Source organism: Mycobacterium sp., assembly GCF_035603715.1.
Lineage (GTDB): Bacteria > Actinomycetota > Actinomycetes > Mycobacteriales > Mycobacteriaceae > Mycobacterium.
In genome coordinates, this window is sequence record NZ_DATNJW010000554.1 from 1 (window position 1) to 2,405 (window position 2,405).

A 2,405-nucleotide genomic window follows, 5' to 3' on the forward strand; every position below is an offset into this window, starting at 1 on the left:
GTCGGGTAGCCGTACACCCGGTGATACGGGTCGATCACGCCGTGTTCGGCATTGTCGCCGATCACCGCGCCGCCGAGAAAGTGCGCGGTCAACGGGATGTTGAACAGCTCGCCCCAGGTGCCGCCGGCCACCCCGTCGATCTTGGCGGCGAGGCGACGGGTGACTTCGTTGCCGACCGGAATCCAGGTCGGGTTCGGCTCGCCGTGCCCCTGCTTGCTGACATACCGGCGTCGGCCCAGCCGTCCGCGTTTGGTGAACGTGGTGATCGAGTTGTCCAGATGCTGCATCACCAGTGCGATCACCGTGCGCTCGCTCCACTGGCGCGGGTTGAGCATGCGAATGATGCCGCGCGGGTCTTCACCGGCTTGATCCATCAACTGCCGCCAGCGCGGCACGTCGGTGCCCTCGGGACCGGAGCCGTCCGTCATCAAGGTCTGCAACAGCCCCATCGCGTTGGAACCCTTGCCGTACCGAACCGGTTCGACGTGCGTGTCGGACGTCGGGTGAATTGACGACGTGATCGCGACGCCGTGGGTCAAGTCCAGGTCCGGTGAGACCTTCAACGTCGCGGCCCCGACGATCGATTCGGAGTTGGTGCGGGTCAGCACACCAAGCCGATCCGAGAGGCCGGGCAACGCGCCGGTGTCGCGCATCTTGAACAGCAGCTTCTGCGTGTTGTACGTGCCGGCGGCCAGCACCACATGGTTCGCGGTGAACGTGTGCCTCTTGCGGCGCAGCATACGGCCGGTGTGCTTGGTGCGAACCTCCCAGATTCCGTCGGTCCGCTGCGCGAACCTGGTGACCGTCGTCATCGGATGTATCTGCGCCCCAGCCGATTCCGCGAGCCCGAGGTAGTTCTTCAGCAGGGTGTTCTTCGCGCCGTAGCGGCAACCCGTCATGCACGACCCGCATTCCAGGCAGCCGGTCCGGGCCGGGCCCGCTCCGCCGAAGAACGGGTCGGGGACGGTCTCGCCGGGTGTCTTGGTTCCGTTCGGACCGAAGAACACCCCGACCGGGGTCGGCACGAAGGTGTCACCACACCCCATGTCGTCGGCGACCTCTTTGAGGATTCGGTCGGCGTCGGTGAACGTGGGGTTCTCGACCACGCCAAGCATCCGCTTGGCCTGCTCGTAGTGCGGCATCAGCTCGGCGCGCCAGTTGGTGATGCCCGACCACTGCCGGTCGTTGAAGAACTCGTCCGGAGGTACGTACAGCGTGTTGGCGTAGTTCAACGATCCCCCGCCGACGCCGGCGCCGGCCAGGATCATGCAGTCCTGCAGGAGGTGGATGCGCTGGATGCCGTAGCAACCCAATTGAGGAGCCCACAGGAACTTGCGCAGGTTCCACGAGGTCTTGGCGAAGTCCTGGTCGGCGTAACGACGACCGGCCTCGAGCACACCGACCCGGTAACCCTTTTCGGTCAGCCGCAGCGCGGTGATACTGCCCCCGAAGCCCGAACCGATGATCAAGACGTCATAGTCAGGTTCCATCGCACCAGTATGGACTTAGCCGTTGGTAACCATCCAGCGATCGAGGTCAGCTCCCTACGGTGAGGCCGACCTTTTGGAATTCCTTGAGGTCGCAGTAGCCCGACTTGGCCATCGAACGGCGTAGCCCGCCGACCAGATTCAGTGAGCCGAACGGGTCGTCGGACGGTCCATTGAGGACCTGCCTCAGCGGCAGCCGCTCACCGACGGCGACTTGCAGCAGCGCACCCCGGGGCAGCGACGGGTGGGCAGCCGCGGTCGGCCAGAACCACCCGTCACCCAGCGCCTCAGCCGACTCGGCGAGCGGCGTGCCCAGCAGCACCGCGTCGGCGCCGCAGGCGATGGCCTTGGCCAGATCGCCGGAAGTGTGGATGTCGCCGTCGGCGAGCACGTGCACGTAGCGGCCGCCGGTTTCGTCGAGGTATTCCCGGCGCGCGGCGGCGGCGTCGGCGATCGCGGTGGCCATCGGCACGCGGATCCCGAGTACCTCGTCGCTGGTGGTGACTCCGCTGGTGGAGCCATAGCCGACGATGACGCCGGCGGCGCCGGTGCGCATGAGATGCAGCGCGGTGCGATGGTCGAGCACGCCGCCGGCCACCACCGGCACGTCGAGCTCTGAGATGAACGTCTTGAGGTTCAGCGGCTCGCCGTGACTGTCGACACGTTCCGCCGAGACGATGGTGCCCTGGATGACAAGGAGGTCGATGCCCGCCGACAGCAGCACGGGTGTCAGCGCCTGGGCGTTCTGTGGGCTCACCCGGACCGCGGTGGTCACTCCGGCCTCGCGGATGCGGGCCACCGCAGCGCCCAGCAGGTCGGGGTTCAGCGGCGCGGCGTGCAGCTGCTGCAGCAGCCGGATGGCCGCCGACGGCTCGGGTTCTTTGGCCGCCGCCTCGATGACCTGAGCGACCTTGGCTT

Annotated in this window: 2 protein-coding genes; both read right to left on the reverse strand. The window is 66.9% G+C overall.

Annotation, left to right across the window (positions count from 1 at the left end):
- A partial coding sequence (locus tag VN856_RS22785; RefSeq protein ID WP_325693300.1) for a GMC family oxidoreductase occupies positions 1-1,490 on the reverse strand: 1,490 nt, incomplete at its 3' end.
- Between the two features lie 46 nt (positions 1,491-1,536).
- The coding region (locus VN856_RS22790; RefSeq protein WP_325693303.1) for a GuaB3 family IMP dehydrogenase-related protein at positions 1,537-2,405 on the reverse strand (869 nt) is incomplete at its 5' end.